Source organism: Bradyrhizobium sp. 18BD, from assembly GCF_054185225.1.
Genome location: NZ_JAVAYL010000025.1, coordinates 14,331 through 32,623 on the forward strand (window position 1 = coordinate 14,331; position 18,293 = coordinate 32,623).

The 18,293-nt window shown below is 58.7% G+C and carries 12 protein-coding genes and 3 pseudogenes; 8 read left to right on the forward strand and 7 right to left on the reverse strand.

Features of this window, described 5'->3' with window-relative positions; all coding sequences use genetic code 11:
- Positions 1-235: 235 nt before the first annotated feature.
- Positions 236-868, reverse strand: coding sequence for a response regulator transcription factor (locus RAD16_RS34190; RefSeq protein WP_458162256.1), 633 nt, complete (start codon positions 866-868; stop codon positions 236-238).
- The gene (locus tag RAD16_RS34195) at positions 852-6,356 is read right to left on the reverse strand and encodes a trifunctional serine/threonine-protein kinase/ATP-binding protein/sensor histidine kinase (RefSeq protein WP_458162257.1); all 5,505 of its coding nucleotides are present in this window, start codon (positions 6,354-6,356) and stop codon (positions 852-854) included. The genes RAD16_RS34190 and RAD16_RS34195 overlap by 17 nt, the downstream gene beginning before the upstream one ends.
- A 313-nt stretch (positions 6,357-6,669) precedes the next feature.
- On the opposite strand from RAD16_RS34195, the gene RAD16_RS34200 reads away from it, so the two are divergent.
- Genes RAD16_RS34200 through RAD16_RS34210 form a run of 3 tightly spaced genes read left to right on the forward strand, consistent with a single transcriptional unit; the run spans position 6,670 to position 9,766 of the window.
- Entirely contained in the window at positions 6,670-7,989 is a 1,320-nt protein-coding gene (locus RAD16_RS34200) for an extracellular solute-binding protein (RefSeq protein WP_458162258.1), read from the forward strand.
- On the forward strand, positions 7,986-8,936 hold the full coding sequence (locus RAD16_RS34205; protein ID WP_458162259.1) for a carbohydrate ABC transporter permease: 951 nt from the start codon (positions 7,986-7,988) through the stop codon (positions 8,934-8,936). Before RAD16_RS34200 ends, RAD16_RS34205 begins: the two co-directional genes overlap by 4 nt.
- Entirely contained in the window at positions 8,909-9,766 is an 858-nt protein-coding gene (locus RAD16_RS34210; RefSeq protein WP_458162260.1) for a carbohydrate ABC transporter permease, read from the forward strand. Before RAD16_RS34205 ends, RAD16_RS34210 begins: the two co-directional genes overlap by 28 nt.
- A gap of 16 nt (positions 9,767-9,782) precedes the next feature.
- On the opposite strand, the gene RAD16_RS34215 is transcribed toward RAD16_RS34210, so the two are convergent.
- Positions 9,783-10,163 (reverse strand): response regulator transcription factor, encoded by a 381-nt coding sequence (locus RAD16_RS34215; RefSeq protein WP_458162261.1) that lies wholly within the window; start codon positions 10,161-10,163, stop codon positions 9,783-9,785.
- 320 nt (positions 10,164-10,483) lie between these two features.
- Here RAD16_RS34215 and RAD16_RS34220 point away from each other — a divergent pair, with 320 nt between their 5' ends.
- The 3 genes from RAD16_RS34220 (at position 10,484) to RAD16_RS34230 (ending at position 13,000) form a co-directional block, all read left to right on the forward strand.
- Complete coding sequence (locus RAD16_RS34220; RefSeq protein WP_458162262.1) at positions 10,484-10,840, forward strand: phosphatase PAP2 family protein; 357 nt, start codon at positions 10,484-10,486, stop codon at positions 10,838-10,840.
- 99 nt (positions 10,841-10,939) lie between these two features.
- Positions 10,940-11,449: a cysteine hydrolase gene (locus RAD16_RS34225; protein ID WP_458162263.1), complete on the forward strand. Its 510-nt coding sequence runs from the start codon at positions 10,940-10,942 to the stop codon at positions 11,447-11,449.
- Positions 11,450-11,590: 141 nt separating this feature from the next.
- Positions 11,591-13,000, forward strand: a complete 1,410-nt coding sequence (locus RAD16_RS34230; protein ID WP_458162353.1) for a carbohydrate porin — start codon at positions 11,591-11,593, stop codon at positions 12,998-13,000.
- Positions 13,001-13,074: 74 nt separating this feature from the next.
- Here the strand turns inward: RAD16_RS34230 and RAD16_RS34235 are convergent.
- The 3 genes and pseudogenes from RAD16_RS34235 to RAD16_RS34245 all read right to left on the reverse strand — a co-directional run.
- Positions 13,075-13,272, reverse strand: a pseudogene (locus tag RAD16_RS34235) (DUF6496 domain-containing protein); the annotation flags it as partial.
- Between the two features lie 485 nt (positions 13,273-13,757).
- Entirely contained in the window at positions 13,758-14,273 is a 516-nt protein-coding gene (locus RAD16_RS34240) for an inorganic diphosphatase (protein WP_458162264.1), read from the reverse strand.
- 69 nt (positions 14,274-14,342) lie between these two features.
- The gene (locus RAD16_RS34245) at positions 14,343-14,858 is read right to left on the reverse strand and encodes a YciE/YciF ferroxidase family protein (RefSeq protein WP_458162265.1); all 516 of its coding nucleotides are present in this window, start codon (positions 14,856-14,858) and stop codon (positions 14,343-14,345) included.
- A 209-nt stretch (positions 14,859-15,067) separates the two neighbouring features.
- Between RAD16_RS34245 and RAD16_RS34250 the strand changes: the two are divergent.
- Positions 15,068-16,568 (forward strand): annotated as a pseudogene (locus RAD16_RS34250) (FAD-dependent oxidoreductase).
- Positions 16,569-16,742: 174 nt separating this feature from the next.
- Positions 16,743-17,828, forward strand: a pseudogene (locus RAD16_RS34255) (NAD(P)/FAD-dependent oxidoreductase).
- On the opposite strand, the gene RAD16_RS34260 reads toward RAD16_RS34255, so the two are convergent.
- Complete coding sequence (locus RAD16_RS34260; RefSeq protein WP_458162266.1) at positions 17,825-18,103, reverse strand: hypothetical protein; 279 nt, start codon at positions 18,101-18,103, stop codon at positions 17,825-17,827. The pseudogene RAD16_RS34255 and the gene RAD16_RS34260 overlap by 4 nt on opposite strands.
- Positions 18,104-18,293 lie beyond the last annotated feature (190 nt).

An 18,293-nucleotide genomic window follows, 5' to 3' on the forward strand; every position in this document is an offset into this window, starting at 1 on the left:
ACGGGATATCGCGCCCAACTGAACTTGTGACGGCAAGGTGGACCGAAGGGTGTAGCAGCAGTCCACCCTGGTCCAGGGGACCTAGACCAAAGGATAGTGAAGTATGGGGAAGTCCGCTCTTCGGCCGATTGAATTGGATCGGGCCGGAATGGCGCCCGTTCGTGCCATCTTCGCGTGACAGCGAGACCGGAATTGCGACCGTGACCGTCGGCAGGTCGGGGAGGCCCGCGATTCTCTACGGCTTTGAGAGACCTATCCTGTCGACCATTCTAACCAGTTCAGCCAACGATACCGCCTGCATTTTTTGCATCACGTGGCCGCGATGGAGTTTGACCGTCGCTATGCTGATTCCGATGTCCGCGGCGATCTGCTTGTTCAGGCGACCAGCCACCACGTGCTCCAGCACCTCACGTTCGCGCTGCGTCAAAGTAGCGAGGTTCGCCCGGATATTCGCAACCGAACTCTCCGTCTCGCGGTGTTCGCGGTCCTTATCGATGGCCAGGTGGATTGCATCCAGCAAATCCTGATGACGAACCGGCTTGGTCAGGAATTCGACCGCGCCTGCTTTCATGGCCCGGACCGACATTGGGATATCGGCATGGCCGCTGATAAAGACGACCGGCAGAAATATGTCTTCCGCCACGAGACTATCGTAGAAATCCAACCCGCTTCGCCCTGGCAACCTGATATCGAGGACGAGACATCTGAGGCCGCTCGGAGGATCACTGTCGAGAAACTCCTGAACCGAAGCGAACAGTTTTGTTCGCAAGCCTACTGACTTCAGAAGGCCTTCGAGCGCGTCGCGAATATCCTGATCGTCATCAATAACGATTACGGTCGGCTGAGCATCGTTACGCGAGGTCGTCAATCGGCGTTCCTTTCTTCGGCACTGGTAACGTAAATTGAAAACTGGAACCAACAGGAAAGCGCGGCGATGCCCAGAGCCGGCCACCATGCGCCTCCACAATCGAGCGCGAGATCGACAAGCCCATGCCCAGACCCTCGTGCTTGGTTGTGAATAGGGGATCGAAAATGCGATCGCCATTTGCTGGATCAAGCCCGATGCCTTCGTCTTCCACCGCAACGAGAACGTCATCCTCGCCGCCGAGCCGCGTTTTGATCCTTACTACTCGCCGCTGGTGCTGGAGGCCGCTCATTGCCTCGATGCCGTTCATGACCAGGTTAGCGACAACCTGCTGCAACTGAACCCGGTCCCCCATGATTGGCTCGAGTCCGCTGAACAGATCAGTTTCGACGAAGACTTCATGTCTGGCAAGTTCAGCCCGAATCAATTCGAGAATGCTCTCGATCAAGCCATTCACGTCAAGATTAGCCATTTGTGATGGCGATTTGCTGGCCAGCGCGCGAATACTCCTGATGATTTCTCCGGCCCGGTGGCCATTTCTGACGATGCGTTCTGCGGCATTTCGCGCTTCGGCAAGATCAGGTTCGGGCCTGGCAAGCCAGCTCAAACACGTTTCGGCGTTGGTCACGATTGCCATCAGCGGCTGATTTACTTCGTGTGCGATCGATGCGACGAGTTCACCCATCGTTGTCAGCCGGGCAACATGCACGAGGTCCGCCTGGGCATCGCGTAATGCGTCTTCGTTGCGTTTGCGCTCTGTGACATCGATTGTCGTGCCGATATATTCCCGCACTTCTCCGGATTGCCCTACAATTGGCCGGCCTGCGCCGTGTACATATTTGACCGATCCGTCCGGAAGCAAAATCCGGAAATCAAACGCGAAACCGGTGCCGTTGCGGACCGCTGCGTCGAGCCTTTGCTGAAGATAGGGGCGATCTTCCGGATGCACTCTCTGCTCGAACAGCTGGAAAGTCAGCCCATTCTCCGCCGTCGGATTGTAGCCGAAGATTCGACTATGTTCCTCCGACCAAACGAGCTTTCCGGTCGCAATATTCCAGCTCCAGCTGCCGGTGTGGCTCATTCTTTGCCCTTCCGCGAGAAAGGCTTCGCTCCGTGACAGGTTAGCATAGAGGTATGCGTTCTCTAGAGAGATCGCGGCCTGCGACGCCAGGAATTCCAGCACTGCGACGTGGTTCGGCGAAAACGCATTCGCCGCCAGGTTGTTTTCGAGGTAGAGTGCGCCGACGAGCTTGGCCTGCTTGATGATAGGTAGACACAGAACAGACTTGGGACGGCGCTCCTTCACATAATCATCGCCCGATAGCAAATCGCTTGCCGTGGCATCGTCCAGGATCAGGCCCTCTCGCGTCCTAACCACATATTTAAGTGCGGAATGAGGGAAGCTGCCTGACGAAATTGACTTCCTCTGAAGCGTGACCTCGATCGTGCCGTGAATAGTGTTGGCTTCCGCCGCAATCTGCGGCTCGTTGTTGTGCAGAAGGATGAGCATGCCCCGCTCAGCTCCCGCATTTTGAACGGCGATTCGCATCAGTGTCTCAATCAAGGAGTCCAGCACGATCTCGCTGGAAAGAGCTTGCGAGGCCTTGAACATCGTTCCGATATCCAGTTGCTCGACGGGCGCGTCGAAGGTTCTGGTCGGAATCGGCGAGGTCGGATAGCTTCGGACATCCGGGTAGTCGCGATCAAGCTGATGAACCTTGGCCTCCGCCCCCCAACGGAGATAACAATTTCGCGCGTCACGGAGATATGTGTCGGAGATTTTGTTGAATCCGCGCACCATGTAAAATCGTGCGGCGAGTTCATTGGCGATCGCCTCGTTCTGGACGAAGCCGTGTTCGCGGGCCAACAGAATGGCCTCCTCGTATAGGTGCTCTGCGTCGAGGGCGCGACCGTCCAGGCGCGCGATTTCGGCTCCGAGCACGGCAGCGCGGTCTGCGAAATTCTCGGGGCAGTTCCTTGCCCAACCAACAATCCGTCCATGATGTGCGGACAGTGCTTCCAGATGTTGCTGCCGTTGAGCAGGAATCGCCGAGTCACAGACCGCCGCCAGCGTGAGCGCGCTGTAGAAATGATATTCAACCAGTTCGAAGTCCCCGAAAAACGACCAAAACAAAGGCGCCGCTTTCGACGCCATCGCGAGCGCGGATGGGTAGTCACCCAAAAGGAAGTGCACTTGAAGCTTGCGTATCCAATAACAAGCCATCGGCTTTGCCAGCTGGGGATCACTCTCCAAACGCTGTTCGAATTGCTTCTCCACAATCACTGCGTCATTGACGGAGACAAGATGCGAGGTGGGGACTCTAAGATTCCGGATCAGCACGAGTTGCCCAGTTATGACATCCATGACGAGACCGAACTTCGCCTTTCGTGCAGATGCAAGGGCATTCTCCGCCTCCAACTCGACTTCGCTGAGCGGCTCTCCAGCAGCGAGGAGGTTGGTAACCATGTCGGCAGAGCTACAGGCTGCAAAAAAAAGGTCGCCGGCCTCTTGCGCCGCTTCGAAAGCGCGCCGCACAAGGGAACGGCAGGTCGGAAGGTGTTGCATCCATGGAGCGATGTGATTGCTGAAAGTCTGGTACACGCGGGCCCGGAAACGATCATACGTCTCCGTTAATTCCAGGCCAACTTTGCTCAAACGGTAACCCGACTGAAAGTCGTCGAAGACATGGCCCAAATATATGCCCAAAGCCACGTAGGCATAGGCCGACGCATCGCTGTTGCCATGTTCAAGACTAAGCGCCGCCATCCGAATGGAGATGATCACCCCGAGGTTCTTGCTCTTGCCGCTGAAGGTGGCTGGTACCACAAGTACCGACAGCACGTTCATGACTGCGTACTGATCGGCGTCAAGCATTGGCGGCAAGTCAATGAGGGACTCGATCGGGCGGGCCCCAAGTCGCTGCCACAATCCCTCATAGTCCAGGCGGACATCCTCTGTCGTTGGGCGCAGCTGCAGGCGGATGCCGGCCCGCCGCAGATATTCCAAGCCTATCTCGAGCGCCCTGTCGCTTTGATCCAAATTGGTGTGCAACATCACACGCAGGCATGTGACGGCGGCCTCATCGACCGGGTTCGCCGCGCGACCCGAAAGCAGCCTGAGCCGTTCTTCCGAGGACGCCAGGTCCCCCGTCAGGTACTCGCATTCGCCTCTGAAGAGTTCGAGCGCAAAAGCGAGCCGATAAGTCCTTTGCCATTTGTCCGCCGCCAGTAGCTCGCTTCCAGCGGTCAGAAAGGCCAGCGCCGATGCGTAAGCGGAAGTCTCTCTAGCATGCTTTCCAGCCATGAGATTGAGTTCAGCAACGAGTTCGCGCTCTTCCTGGTTCGTGATTAGTCCGACGCCGCGATCGAATTGGCCGACGATCTCGAAAATGCTCTCCTCAAGTTCTTCCGGCCCCGTCGATGGTGAAGCGAGTGCTCTGCCGATCGTTAGATGGGCCGCCGCCCGCTCACCCTCGCGGATAAGTGCGTAAGCAGCCTCCTGGACGCGATCATGGAGAAACGTGTAACCGCTGCCCTGGTGGAGGACGAGGCCGGCGCGAACTGCTTCCCAGAAAGCCGCGTGAATCTGCGCCTCGGTTGCGCCGGATACCTTGCTCAGCGTGACGGTCTTGCAACTGTTACCCAGACACGCCAGCTGCTTCAGAATTTCCTGGGTGACTTTGGGCAGCCGTTGCAGCTTTCCGATCATGAGAGACACGACGTTGTCAGTGAACCCCTTGGCGCGGATCCGCTCCATGTCCCAACGCCAGGCGAGCGTCTCCGGATCGAACCCGATCAGTCTTTCCTCTGCCAATGCAGTGAGAAACTGGATCGTAAAAAACGGATTGCCGGCAGTTTTCTCATGCACCAAATCGGCCAGAGGCTGAACCGCATTCTTTTCGCAGCGAAGCGCGTCTGCAACTAGGCTGCAGATGTCGTCGCTGCCCAGGGGCGCCAGCACAATTTGTGTGACCCGCGCCTCGGCCTGGCGGGCTGACGCCAACATGTGCGTCAACGGGTGCGCAGAATCTACTTCGTTGTCCCGATAAGCGCCGATCAGCAGGAGGTGCTTCACATCGGGATGTGTGACGAGGTGTCCAAGCAAATCGAGGCTGGCGGCGTCCAGCCACTGCAGATCATCGAGAAATAAGGCAAGCGGATGCTCCGGCGTGGCGAAGACGCCGAGGAAGCGGCGAAACACGGCCTGGAACCGATTTTGTCCATCCTGCGGCGGGAGCTCCGGAACCGGTTGCTGCGCTCCGATGACGAGAGCAAGCTCCGGTATCAAATTGACCATCAGCTGCCCGTAGGTACCAAGCGCCTCGAGCAACGCCGACCGCCACTGGCTGACCTCCGTTTCGCTCTTGGCAAGGATCTGCCTGACGAGAGACTGGAAAGCCTGCGCCAACGTGGCGTACGGGATGCCGCGCTTGTACTGGTCGAACTTGCCAACCGCGAAAAGGCCGCGCACCGGCGTCAACGATTTATGAAGTTCGTTCACGACCGAGGATTTGCCGACACCTGAATAGCCGGACACGGCCACGAATTCGATCGTGCCCTGCGTCACAACATGATCGAAAGCCGAGACAAGCGCGCCGATTGCGGCCTCGCGTCCGTAGAGTTTCTCGGGGATGAACAGCCGATCCGAACCGTCGTGCTCGGCTAGTGAAAACGGATCGATACGGCGGTGTGCTTCCCATGCCTTCAGGCAACGCCGCAGGTCCGCCTCCAGACCCGCTGCGGATTGGTATCTATCTTCGGCGTTCTTCGCCAGCAGCTTCATCACAATGCATGAGAGTTGAATCGGGACCGCAGTTGATCGATTGCATGGCGGAACGGGAAGACGGGCAATGTGGCAATGGACCCATTCCATCGGATCAGAGGCAGCAAACGGCAATGCGCCGGTGAGTACTTCGTAAAGGGAGATCCCGAGCGAATAGAGATCACTGCGAGCGTCGATTGAGCGGTTCATCCGCCCGGTCTGCTCGGGAGCGATGTAGGCAAGCGTGCCAGCAATGTCCTCGGGCGGCCCGGCAGCCTGCCACTCATGCAACAATCGCGACGCGATACCGAATCCAGTGAGCCGGACGTTGCCCGCGGCATCGACCAGCACGTTCGCCGGCTTGATGTCCTTGTGAACGAAGCCGCTCTGATGGACTTGACCGACAGCTGCTGTGAGTCTGATGGCCAGGCGCAAAAACTGCGCTGGCTCCAGCCTCCGATTGAGTAGGCGACTGAGAGGTTCGGCGCCGTTGTCCTCGAGTACGAGGGTGGCAGACCCATCGCCCCTGATTAGCGCCAGAGGCCGCGCCGCCCAGCTGGGATCGAGGTCGTCCGCGAGCGCGTACTGGCGTTCGAGCCTCTTAATGAGCGTTGGCCGACAGGTGGTAAGCACTAAAACGGAAACCGGATTGTTGCGCTCGCGGGCCCGGTGTAGCGCAAACTCCCCGTCGTCTCGCAGCATCTCAAGCTGGTAGTGGCTGAGGTTCATTCACCTTCCCCGATGATCGCGCCAGACCGTCGTGATCGATTCCGGAAGCAGCCTTGGACGGTAATTCTTATGTTTACCCGTCTGTCTTATCAACCGAGGAGCGGCAACTGCTTCGCCTTGGCCGGCGCTGTAATTTCGCGCTAATCGAGTGCCAGGAGGCCATCTTTTCTTGTTGGTCCCAAGTAAAACAGCATATTTTCTTAATAGCCAAAGTAGAACAGCATATTTGCGCAAGGGCAAAAAATAGGCCAAAATTCGCACTTGGCCCCCTCGGCTTCAGCGGCATCATGCGCGTACAGTGGGACCGACGGCAATGAACTTCAACCGAACGTTGCTACTGCTCGTCATTCTCTTGATCGGCCGTCTTCAGCCGACGGGCAATGCATGGGCCGAAGACCTTGTTGCGCCAGATCGCATCGGCCGCTCCGGTGCACCCAAGAGTTTCACTTTCCGTGTTCTAACGGCGCATTCGAACAACAACGCACAACCGAAGTTTGCAAGGGGAATGGCGGAGCTTTACGAAAAGTATGCCCGCAACCATCCTGACTGGCGCGTTCGAATTCAATTAATGTCTCTTCAAATCCCGCAGGAACATGCGCGGCTGCTGGAGCAGGCCAGGAATGGCATCGCACCCGATTGTACTTCAATGGATTCATTCGCGGTCCCTCTATTCATTCAACAGGGCCTTCTGAAACCGATCGAACAATATTTCACGAAGGAGGAGGTCGAGGAACTCTTTGCTTTCGTCAGGCCCATCGTGACCGATGCCGAGGGCCATATCTATGCTTGGTGGTGGACGACCGATCTGCGACTGCTATTCCGCAATACGGCGCACGTGCCCAACCCACCCGACACTTGGCAGCAAACGAAAGAGGCGGCACTGGCGGCCAAGCGGAGGACCCCAGGCCTCGATGGCCTGCTGTTCAATGGCGGCCGCAACGAGACCACGATGGTCGATTTCCTGCCAAACTTCTGGGCGCAAGGCGGCAAGCTCGTCGACGAAAAGGGGACACCTGTATTTGGAAGGGAGCCGAACAGGGCCTATCTGCTGAACGCGATTGCTTATTATCAGGACCTGATTAAGTCAGGCGCGGCACCGGCCCGTGTCGCGAGCATCAGCGACTACAGCGACCTCACTGCATCGGCTATCGCAGGGAGCACCGCCATGATGATCAATGGCGACTGGGTGATCGGACAGATGCAGGCATCGATGACGCCTGATGCTTTCGCAAAATGGGAAATTTCGATGTTGCCCGGGCCGACGGCGGAGCAACGTTCGACGGCCAGCGGCGGCTGGACGTTTGCGTCCTTTTCGAAGGATCCGGAGAAGGTCAAGGCGTGCATGGACCTGGTTCGTGAAGTCTACATGTTGCCGGCGGTCGAAGTTCTTCAATTGTTGCCGACACGGCAAAGCGCGTTCGATTCCATGCCAATGTTTCGCTCCGAGGTCTATCAGCGAATCAAGCAATATCTGAACAAGAGCCAGGCGCGACCGGGCTTTCCGATCTACACCGCAATCTCAAACAGATTGCAAATCGCAATCAGCAGCGTGCTTTCGGGCTCCCGCACTGCGGAGACCGCCGTGGATGAGGCGATGGAGCAGGTCGCCAAGTCGCTCCCACGCCATAAATGAAAATGGGACTGCAGCGTCGGCACTTGGGCGAAGACCGAAAGACGAACTCCCCGGGCGCGGCGCGCAGCGCTTTACGGTTCAATCACGGTGATCATCCCTTCTGGTGGCTTTGTCCTGTCGCCATCCTGCTGGCGGTCTTTTACGTCTATCCGGTTCTTGAGGTCCTGCGCACAAGCTTTACAGACGCAACGCTGTTGGACACGTCCTACCGCTACACTCTGGGTAGCTATCGATCCATCTTGGCAGATCCCGCTCTGTTGCAGATCCTGGAGGCGAGCTTTGTTTTCGTCGCCGGCAGCGTGATTGGCCAAACCGCACTTGGATTGTTGATCGCGTTGGCTCTTCAGGCTGGACTCAAACGGCACCTGTTCGGCGTCAGAGTGGTTCGGGTCACCGTGCTGGCAACGTGGGTCGTTCCCAGCGTTGCTTCCGCTATCGCGTGGCAGTTGCTTTTGAGCGAAGCGGACTTCGGCCTCTTCAACGCCATGCTGAGGTTCACCTCGCTGCCACCCGTGCCATGGTTATCGGAACCCTGGATGGCGGTCCGGTCTGCGACCATAGCAAACATCTGGTATGGCACTGCGCTCAGCGTGATTTTGCTTTATGCCGGCTTACAGACCATCTCCCCGACCTTGTACGAAGCGGCGGCGGTCGACGGCGCGACCACCAGTCAAACTTTCTGGCACATTACGCTGCCAGGACTGAGACCGACGCTTCTGATCAACGTCATCATTGTCAGCGTCCTCTCTCTAAACACTTTTGAAATCGTGATGCCGCTGACCGGCGGAGGGCCCGGGCGTTCAACCGAGGTCCTCGCATTGGCGGCGTACAATATGGTTTTTCATGATTTCAATCTAGCACAAGGCAGCGTGCTGGCGGTCCTGATGCTGCTCATCAACCTTGCGGTCGCGACAACCGTTTGGCTGTTATTCAGGGGATCGCGTTGAATTATCGCAACAAGCGGGGGATCACAATCTACATCGCGCTTGCGCTGATCATGTTGTTCTTTGCGCTTCCTTTGCTTTGGTTGCTGTCATTATCCATTCGGACGCCGGCGGAAATCCTTGTGAGGAATCTGCATGTCATTCCGCATTCACCTACGCTGCAAAACTTCGCCCAAGTTCTGAACAATCATCAATTCCTTGGCTACCTATGGAATGCTCTCAAACTCTCGATCGCCGGGGCTGCCGGCGCCTGCGTTGTCGCCGCTCCCGCGTCCTACGCGTTCTCCCGACTGCAATTCCGAGGCAAAGCTCAGTTGCTCTTTTTGGTCCTGGGATTTCAAATGGTTTCGCCGCTGGTGATGATGGTGCCGCTCAATCGCTCCATGCAGGCGTTGGGCCTGACCGAGTCTCATTTTGGTGCCACTCTCGTCTATATCGCGATGTACTCGCCGATCGCCACATGGGCGATAAAGGGGAGCATCGATGCCGTTCCCAGAGAGCTCGATGAGGCGGCGATGATTGACGGTTGCAGTCGTTTACAGGCGTTCTTGCGTATCATACTTCCGGTCAGCCTGCCGGGGCTGGCGTCGACCTTCATTCTAACGGCGATGCTTGGATGGTCGCAGTTCATCGTCCCCTTCATTTTGCTCAGTCAGCCCGATATGTTGCCGATCTCGGTCGGCATCTTTTACTTCTTCGGCGCCTACGCCGGTTCGGCGATGCAACTCGTCGCCGCGGCGAGCGTGTTGTCGCTACTCCCGATCATCGTGATCGTCGTCCTCCTTCAAAACTTCGTCGTGGGCGGTTTGACGGCCGGCGCGGTGAAGGAATAGAGGGTTGCTTGCGCCATCAAAGTTTCTCCGATCGCTCCAGAGCCGACCTGATGCAGGCGAGCAGATCGTCTTTGGTGACGGGCTTGTCCAGAACGCAAATCGCTCCGGCCTTCAGTGCCTGTGCGCGAACGTGTTCACCGGAGAACGCGGTGATGACGATCGTCGGAACTCGGCTGCTGGAGCTCGCCAGCTCGTTTAGCAGTTGAAGTCCGGATATCCCGGGCAGTTTGATGTCGGTAATCAGACACGATGTCTGCTCAAGCAGATTGGATTGCAAGAACTCCTCAGCCGAAGTAAATATTGCAGCCCTGAAGCCAAGCGCCTTGAGAAATCCGGCTATTGCGTCACAGACAGCCTTGTTATCGTCGATGCAGGCAATAAGAGGATCTGATGTCAAAGCGGCATCCTCACGACGAGATCAATCATATCGCCCAAACAGGCAATAGCTCAAGCCATGTCGAAGCGTCGAGGGTTGGCTGATAGTCGCGTCTGGCTAGACCATGGTCTATGTCGCGACGTGTCCCTGTCGGAAACCTAATGCAGCTGGCACCTGAGCCAAATCGCGCAATGCGAGATTGCGCCTGTGTTCGCCAAGTGCGGCGGCGACACCATCGCGAGACCTCAATTTCAACGGCTGGAACGGCTCGCGGGCTGCGCGGCTGGGCGACCGTCTGGCGCGCACCCACGACTTCTGTGTGCCCATGATCTTGCCGTCGGATGGTGGCTCTGGTCGCTTGCCGCGGTCGCGTTGCCGCACCTTTTGAAATCGCAGTTCGATCAGGTGCGCCCGATCGCCGGACCGTGCGCGGCCATCTGCACGGCATTCCACTCTCGGGCAAGGCGCCCGATGCGTTTCCCTCAGGCCATGCCGTGCATGTAGGAGCCCTTGCTTCCGCCGCCAAAGAACTTCCGCCAGCCAAGAGAAACCGCGTCTGGGCCGTCGGCGCCGTTCTCGTCTCGACGCGCATCCTTTTGCTGGCGCACTGGGCGAGCGACGTGGTTGCAGGTCTGGCGATCGGCGCTGTCCTCGAACGCCTGATGCGGCGACTGACCGGTTTCGGAAGGTCAGACTAGTCATGGGGCAGTTGCTCTCACCGCCTGACCCGCATGCCGTCCACCTCTGCATCGATATGCAGCATTGTTCGCACCGGCGCTCCATGGGCAATGCCCTGGATGGAGCGCGCGCTCCCGCAAATGCTCGGCCTGACAGCGCTCGCACCGCAACGTACCGCTTTCACGCGCTTCATTCCCGTCCGCAACAAGACCGAGGCGCGTGGCGCCTGGAAGGCCTGTTACGAGAAATGGGAATGCGTGACACGTGACAAGGTCGATCTCGCCTTGCTCGAATTGGTGTCGCCCCTGGCCCGCTTCGCGCCGCCGGCGGCTGTGATCGACCGGCACTCCTATTGCGCCTTTGCCAGCGGCCGGCTGCAAACTTTCCTGGATGAGCATCAGGTGGACACGCTGATCGTCTCCGGCGGTGAGACCGATGTTTGTGTGCTGGCCACTGTGCTGGCCGCGGTCGATATCGGCTATCGCGTGATCCTTGCCGAAGACGCGCTATGCAGCTCGTCCGATGAGAGCCACGACGCACTGCTCGATCTCTATACCAAGCGCTTCAGCCTGCAAATTGAGGTGGCGTCGACTGCCCGCATTCTCGCGAGTTGGTCGGTCGATGACTAAGCGCGCAGCCGTCGGACAATGGAACTTTTTGGGCGCTCTTAACAAAGGTTAGACTTTCGCTTGCAAAGCAAACTCTTCGATCAACGGACTTGAATTGAAGCCCGTCACATGGCCCGATGGACGGGCGCCCCGACGATCAGGATGGAAGCTGTGAGCCGCACCAAAAGACGTCTTGGCCAACTGCTTGTCGCCGCCACGCTGCTTGCGGCGGGGACGGCGGCCGCGCAGGAGGACAAGAAGACCGATGACGACAAACCGGCCGATCCCGATACCGGCGAAAGTACCGTCGAGGAAAAGACGCTTGGTCTCCTGCCCAATCCAGTGCAGAAGTACGGCGTCAAATTCGCAGCCACCTATATCGGCGAGGTGTTGCGCAATCCCTCCGGCGGACTGAAACAGGGCTCGGTCTATGAAGGGCGCCTAAATCTCGCCATCGACCTTGATCTGCAAAAGCTCGCCGATCTCGATCAACTGACATTCCATGCCAACGTGTTTCAGATTCATGGTGGCGGGCTGTCGCGTGGCAGTTTGCAGAACTACTTCGTGGTCAGCGGTATCGAGGCGTTGCCGTCTACGCGTCTTTACGAGGCCTATTTTGAAAAGCAGTGGCGCAACAAGAAAATCTCGCTCAAGGCGGGACAACTCGCGGCCGACAGCGAGTTCTTCAACACCAAATACACCGACGTACTGACAAACGCCTCGATGGGATGGCCGGCAATCACCTCGCTTAATTTGCCAAGCGGCGGTCCATCGCCTCCCTTGGCTGCGATGGGGGCAAGGCTCCTGGTCAATGTCACGGATCAACTGTCCGTTCTCGGCGGCATATTCGATGGCGACCAAGCGGGGCCAGGCACCGGCGATCCGCAGGAGCGCAACCGCTATGGCGTCAACTTCCGCGTCAACGATCCGCCACTCCTGCTCGGCCAGATCCAGTATGCCTGGAATAACACGAAGGGCGATCCAAATCCCGCCGGCCAAATCAAGTTTGGTGGCTGGCGACATTTTGGGTCTTTCGCCGATCAGAGATTAGCGTCCAATGGCGTCTCGCTGGCTTCGCCCGCCAGTAGTGGTGAGCCCTTGCTCCTATCCGGGGGTATCGGCGGCTGGATGGTCTTCGAGCAGAAGCTCTATCGTGTGCCGAACAGCGATGATCGCGGCATCGGCATTTTTGCGCGCGTGTCGGGCGCGCCCGCCGACCGCAATCTGATCGACCGTTACGCCGACGCCGGCATCGAATTCATAGGTCTCAACGACAGCCGGCCCGACGACAAGTTCGGAATCGCGGCTGGCTACGCGCATGTTTCGAAACGCTCCCAGGCGCTCGATGCTGACTACCGCACATTCGTCGATCCAACTTGGCCGATGCGGAGTTTCGAAGCCCTTCTGACAGCCGTGTATCAATATCAGATCAGGGACGGGTGGACGTTGCAGCCCAACCTGCAATACATCATCCATCCGGGAGGAGGTGCCACCAGCGCTTCCAGTGCAATGCCCGGCAAGGTTCTACATAACGCAACCGTGCTTGGCTTACGCACGACCCTGAAGTTTTAGGCCGAGTGCCGGTAAACGTAGCGCCGGCATACGCGTCACTGCGTAGTGACTGTACATCGGCTCCATTACTTCTTTTTCTTGGGGACTTTCTTGCCTTTTTTGCGGGCCTTTGAAAGGCCGATCGCGATCGCCTGCTTTTTGCTTTTTACCTTGCCGCCCTTTCCGCCACGGCCACTTTTGGCCGTCCCCTTCTTGTACCGTCGCATCTCGCTCTTGACGTCCGAGCCCGAGCTCTTCGAGTAGCGACGTTTCTTCTTGGCTTTCTTTGCCATGGGTTTTTCTCTTTCCGTATGAGGACGTTTAATGACGCTGCTGGTGCCAAATTGAGAAGCATGGCTGCGACGCCGTCTGGCTGTCCCATTCAATGCATCGACAATCTTGATGGCCATGGCAAGTTCCAACGCACGGTTCCGAGCATCCGCCACAGAACGCACTGAACCAGTACCCGCATAGGAACGCTGCCAGGTGCTTCTGGCTTGATAGGTTGGAGAACCTCGATCGATGCGCCGCACCAGAATTCGGCTCAAGCACCAGACATCCGGCCAAGCCGGTCGACGCGGTCGGCGGCTTAGCACTGAGGAAGACGAAGAAGGTATCGAGGACTGGATGGTCGGTGGAGGCGAGAGCTCGTCGACTTGAACGGCAAATAGTCCCGGAAATCGTTCCCACACGAACTGCGGATTAGCGCAGCTACCCGACTGCTTGTCGAGCAAAATACAGGCTCTGGTCGGGCGATGGCTCGTCGCAAAGTCGCGATTCAGCGGGCCAGCCGCTTAATGGTCTTGGCCGCACGGTTCGGCCCATGCCATCCGAGAAACTTCAGCTCCTTGTTCTCCAGCGCATTCGTCGCGCGAAAGAATTGTTCGAGATCATCGCGCGCATGGGACGGAAGATTGCGGATATCTTTGAGATCCGTTTCGAGCGGTGACCTGTCAGGCACGGCAAACACCCGGTCGTTGCGCTCCGTCTTGCCCTTTTTCTTCTGCTCGACTTCGAGAATGCCGACCGGGCGGCAGCGCAGCACGACCCCCGGATAGGTCTGCGCATCGTGCAGGATTAGCACGTCCAGCGGATCGCCATCTTCGGCCTTGGTCGAGGGAATGAAGCCCCAATCGTAAGGATAGGTCAGACCCGCCATCAGCGGCTTCGCCAAGGCGAAAACGCCAAGCTTGGCATCGAAATCGAGCTTGCAAGAACTGCCGCGCGGCGTCTCGACCACGGCGAAGACATTGTCGTCGTCAGCCCAACTCGGCAGTTTTATCAGATTGGTCATGGCGGATGACTTGAGCCTCGAAAGGAGAAGCGGGCCCGACGGAAGCTTGATCCGCCAGGCCCTGCCGGATCAGGCGGCGGTGGAAGCCTTCTTGTTGACGCCCTTGCGCAACGCAACTGTGTTGAGCTTGGTATTCGCCGCCTTCTCTTCGTTCAGGTTCGTGGTCAGGAAGCGCACGATATCGTCGTGGCCGAGTTCCTCTGCCCAGGCGATCAAGGTGCCGTAGCGGCATATCTCGTAGTGCTCGACGGCCTGCGCGTTGGCAACGATCGCCGCATCCAGCACCATCTTGTCCTCGATCTCGCCGGCCGTCTCGTCGGCTTCCTTGAGGATACCGTCGATGGCCGGACATTGCGTGCCGCTTGGCGATTGGCCGAGTTTTTCGAAGACCTTTTCGAGGCGCTCGATCTGCTTGTTCGTCTCTTCGAGATGAGTCTTGAGGCCCGAGGCCAGATCCCGGTTGGTGGCCTTGCCGATCATTTTCGGCAAGGACTTGGTGATCTGCTGTTCGGCATAATAGATGTCCTGCAAGCCATGCAGCAGCAGGTCACCCATCGTCTTGGTGTCTTTCGTGAATAGTCCCATGACGACGCTCCTCGAATTCAAAGCGATGGAACGGCGGCGACAGGGCTTTGTTCCTCGCGCTATTGCCGCTGTCACGGTCCCGGACCGTTAGCGACCCATGAGCTGTCGCGGGTTGATCATCCCCAAAGTCCGCCCGGAGGCGGCTTCCCACGCGCCCGCAGGAACCCGCGCAAACAGCCCGCGTTTTGCCTCTTTAGGTGGAGTTCGGCATGGTCAGCACCTCGCTCTGGATGGAGACCGAAATCCTGCCGGAGGCGGGTTCGCTAAAAGGCGATGTGCACTGCGATGTCGCCGTCGTTGGCTCCGGGATTGCAGGTCTCTCGACGGCCTACGAGCTCATGAAGCACGGCCGGTCGGTCATCGTCATCGACCGCAAAGGTATCGGCAGCGGCATGACGGCGCGGACTTCGGCGCATCTTGCGCCGCTTTGCGATGATCTGATGAGCGAATTCAAAAAGTTGCGCGGCGTCGAAGCCGCCAAGCTGTTCTACCAAATCCGCCGCCGTCGACCGGATCGAGGAAATCCAAGCCAGCGAGAAGATCGCCTGCGATTTTCTTCGTCTTGACGGGTATCTGTTTCAGGGCAACGGCATGCCAGCCGACATATTCGATGAGGAGCTAGAAGCGGTGCGCGAGGTCGGCGCGCCGGTTCACCGGCTGGTCGGGGTACCACTCAAAGGCTGCGAGAACCGGCACGTCCTTCGATATCCCCGCCAGGCAAAATTCCATTCCCTCAAATATCTCGCCGGACTTGGCGCCGTTTGCAAGCGCGGCGGCGTGCGTATCTTTGCCAACAGTCCGGTTGAAGAAGTCGCCGAACAAGACGACGCCGTCACGCTGCGAGCCTCGCAGGGACAGATCACGGCCGGCCATGCCGTGATCGCGACCAACGCCTCCATCGCCGATCGCTTTCAACTGCACACAAAGGTGGCTCCCTATCGCACTTATGTTGTCGCGTTTGCCATCGCACGGGGCGAACTTCCCGACGCGCTCTATTGGGACACTGAAGATCCCTACCACTATGTGCGGCTGCAAGCGGGTCCGGACGATCATGAATTTGTTCTTGTCGGCGGCGAAGACCATAAAAGCGGCGAGGCCAATGACGCCGACCAACGCTTTGCCCGGCTGGAGAGTTGGGCACGCGACCTGATCCCGGCGCTGGGCCGCATCACCCATCGCTGGTCGGGCCAGGTTCTCGATACGATCGATTATGCCGGCTTCATCGGCCGCGAGCCCGGGGGCGAGCGCGTCTACCTTGCGATGGGCGATTCAGGCCAGGGTCTCACTCATGGCGCAATGGGCGCGATGCTGAACACGGCCCTCATTCTCGGCGAGGATCATCCGTGGGAGTCCGTCTATGCGCTGGATCGCAAACCGCTCGCAGCCGCGGGGAATTTCCTGCGCGAGAACATAACGATCCTGCAAAACCTCGCCGAGTATGTGGCGCCGGGTGAAATCGCCTCGATCGAAGAGCTTGAGCCGGGTGAGGGCGCCATCCTGCGCCGAGGCTTAGAAAAGATCGGCGCCTACAAGGACAAGGCTGGCGAACTGCATCTTCATTCGGCGAGTTGCACCCATATCGGCTGTCATCTGCACTGGAACAGCTTTGAGAGCTGCTGGGACTGTCCGTGTCACGGTTCGATCTTTGCCCCGAACGGACAGCCGATCAATGCTCCGGCTGTGTCGGCTTTGCGCCCGGCGAAGGTCTAGCGAGATCCGGTCAGGCTCAGGGAGCGTTCCATCTTCAAGGACGATGACATCGAGCAGGATGATCTGCGCGGCCCGCATACACCGTGGGCCGTCCCGCCGCCGCGGCCGATTGAGCCGATCGCTGAAAGCTTTCGATGTGAGGTTCTGATCATCGGCGCCGGCATAACCGGTGCACTGGTGGCCGAGCGCCTGACACGGCATGGCCACCAGGTTGTCATTATCGATCGCGAGCTTCCAAGTCTCGGCAGCACGGTTTCCAGCACCGCCATGATGCTCTGGGAAATCGACAGGCCGCTGTTTGAACTCACGCAGCTCTATGGTTTCGAGAAGGCGGTGCGTTGCTATCGGGCCAGCCACCATGCCGCGTAAGGTCTGCTGTCGCTGGTCGCGTATCATGGAATTGCCTGCCAGATGCGGCCGCATCTTTCGCTCTATCTCGCCGTCGATGACAGTCCGAAGCTTGTTCAGGATGAATATGCGCTGAGGGGCCGCGCCGATCTGCCGTCCCTCCATCTCGATCATGCCGCGCTGCTGAAGCGCTTCGGCATCGCCCGGGCGGGCGCCCTTTTGTCATGGGACGCGGCTGATGCCGACCCGGTGCTACTCACGCATGGCCTGCTTGATATCTCCCTCCGGCGCGGCGCTCGCCTTCGAAAGGCCAACGCGATTGCGTACGATAGCATAGCTCAGAGCGTAGCCGTCGGCCTTGAAGGCGGGCTTTCGATCGAGGCGCGCCATGTCGTGCTCGCGACCGGCTATGTGATGCCCGATATTGTGCGGCCGATGAGGCAGCAGCCGGCTTCCAGCTGGGCCATCGCGACCCGCCAGCAGCCAAGCCACCTGTGGCCCGAACAGGCGCTCATCTGGGAAGCGAGCCGGAACTATCACTATGCGCGGACCACTGCTAATGGCCGCATCATTCTTGGTGGCGAGGACGACAGAGCGCTCATCGAGCCTGACGCTCGTGATGGCGCCACGCCCGCAAAGGTGAGGGCGCTCAGGAATTATCTGAAGGTGCTTTGGCCGCAAGCATCGGATCACGTCGACTTCCGTTGGTCGGGCGCCTTTGATACCACCGCCGACGGCCTGCCGTTGATCGGCGTGGTGCCCGGTTGCAAGAATATCTTCGCCGCCTTTGGCTATGGCGGCAACGGCATTACCTTCAGCTTCCTCGCGGCGGAACTTCTGGCCGCGTTGCTTGCCGGAGGCTCTTCGCCCCTGCTCGATGATCTTGCGATTGACCGCGATATTTCCGGCTAGCGACGCGCGATCAGGCAGCCCAGCATGAAGGCGACGAGCAGCGAGGGCAGAGGGGCCTCCCGCACTACATCGCGCAGAAAGGCGAGCGCTTGGCCCGGCGGCTGTCCCTCTTCCAGACTCTGCCGCACCGTGCGGGCGGTCTCACGCACGCCTTCCGAAACGTCCTTCACTTTTGTCAGGGCGTCTTCACTGTCCATTTCATCCTCCTCCGGCATATCCAGCAAGCCAAGCTCATGGGCGCCCAGTCGTTCCTCGACCGTCCTGGCCTTCACCATGACCTTTGATGAGCCGCGGTGACGGGGTGACCCAAACCCATCGGCTTAGGCCTACCCCAGCGCCTGAGACGAAAGACGGAGCGCGAGCTTCAGCGCGTCCGCTTATCGTAGTGTAAGGGTTCGCCGCGCCGGGTCGCGTGGGCCATACGGAAGACCCGAGTTAGGAACTTCTGATCGCGGCCGGGCGTTT